The organism is Methylobacterium gnaphalii (assembly GCF_007992215.1).
Lineage (GTDB): Bacteria > Pseudomonadota > Alphaproteobacteria > Rhizobiales > Beijerinckiaceae > Methylobacterium > Methylobacterium gnaphalii.
On record NZ_BJZV01000087.1, the window covers coordinates 1 to 1,911 of the forward strand.

1 protein-coding gene is annotated in these 1,911 nt (G+C 69.1%); it reads left to right on the top strand.

Annotated elements, in window-relative coordinates; genetic code table 11:
• Positions 1 to 1,911: 1-deoxy-D-xylulose-5-phosphate synthase (dxs, locus tag MGN01_RS23180; protein ID WP_244612322.1), on the top strand; the 1,911-nt coding region annotated here is incomplete at both ends.

Below are 1,911 nucleotides of genomic sequence, written 5' to 3' on the forward strand. Positions count from 1 at the left end.
CCTCGACGGCATTCCGACGCCGGACCGTTTGCGCGAGCGTCCGGAGGGCGAGTTGCGTGCGATTGCGGATGCGGTGCGCGCGGAGATGATCGATGCGGTCTCGGTGACGGGGGGGCATCTCGGTTCGGGGCTCGGCGTGGTCGAGCTGACGGTGGCGCTTCACCATGTCTTCGACACGCCGGACGACCGCATCGTCTGGGACGTCGGCCACCAGTGCTACCCGCATAAGATCCTGACCGGACGGCGCGACCGCATCCGCACGCTGCGCCAGGGCGGCGGCCTGTCCGGCTTCACCAAGCGCTCGGAGAGCGAGTACGACCCGTTCGGGGCTGCGCATTCCTCGACCTCGATCTCGGCCGCGCTCGGCATGGCGGTGGGCCGCGACCTCGCGGAGGCGGAGCGCAAGGCCCGGGGCGAGGAGCCCGGCAAGCGCCGCAACATGATCGCGGTGATCGGCGACGGCTCGATGTCGGCGGGCATGGCCTACGAGGCCATGAACAATGCCGGCGCGCTGCACTCGCGCCTGATCGTGATCCTCAACGACAACGAGATGTCGATTGCGCCTCCCGTGGGCGCGATGTCGGCCTATCTCGCCCGTCTGGCCTCGGGCCAGGCCTACCGCTCGATCCGCGAGACGGCCAAGCAGCTCGGCAAGCTCCTGCCGAAGTCGCTCTATGAGCGCGCCGTGCGGGCGGAGGAGTATGCCCGCTCGCTGGTGGTGGGCGGCGGCACCATGTTCGAGGAGATGGGCTTCTACTATGTGGGCCCGGTCGACGGTCACAACCTCGACCACCTGCTGCCGGTGCTCAAGAACGTGCGCGACTCGGACCAGGGCCCGATCCTGCTCCACGTCGTCACCCAGAAGGGCAAGGGCTACGGCCCGGCCGAGGCCTCGGCCGACAAGTATCACGGCGTGGTCAAGTTCGACGTGGTCTCCGGCGTGCAGGCCAAGGCCAAGCCGAATGCCCCGAGCTACACGGCGGTGTTCGGCCAGAGCCTGATCAAGGCGGCCGATGCCGATCCGAAGGTGGTGGCGATCACCGCGGCCATGCCCGGCGGCACCGGCATCGACCTGTTCGGCAAGGCCCATCCCGACAAGACCTTCGACGTCGGCATCGCCGAGCAGCATGCGGTGACGTTTGCGGCAGGTCTGGCCACCGAGGGCTATAAGCCGTTCGTGGCGATCTACTCGACCTTCCTGCAGCGCGGCTACGACCAGGTCGTGCACGACGTGGCGATCCAGAACCTGCCGGTGCGCTTCGCCATGGACCGGGCGGGTCTCGTGGGTGCGGACGGCGCCACGCATGCGGGGGCCTTCGACCTCGCCTATCTGTGCTGCCTGCCGAACTTCGTGGTGATGGCGGCGGCCGACGAGGCTGAGCTCGTGCACATGGTGGCGACCTGCCACGCGCATGACAGCGGCCCGATTGCGCTGCGCTACCCGCGCGGCGAGGGGGTCGGCATCGAGATGCCGGAGCAGGGCGAGGTGCTCGCCATCGGCCGCGGCCGGGTGATCCGCCGTCCTGCCAATGCCCGCGTGGCGCTGCTCACCCTCGGCACGCGCCTGGGCGAGGCGCTGAAGGCGGCGGACGAGCTGGAGAAGGCGGGGATCGCGGTGACGGTGGCGGATGCGCGCTTTGCCAAGCCGCTCGACGAGGATCTGATCCTCGATCTCGCCGGCACGCACGAGGTTCTGGTGACCGTCGAGGAGGGCTCGACCGGCGGGTTCGGGGCGATGGTGCTGCATCTCCTGTCGGCCAGGGGCGCGCTCGATGCGGGCACCGTCCGGGTCCGCACCATGACCCTGCCCGACAGCTTCCAGGACCACGACAAGCCCGAGAAGATGTATGCCGAGGCCGGCCTCGATGCCGACGGCATCGTCAAAACCGTCAAAAACGCCATGCCACAGCA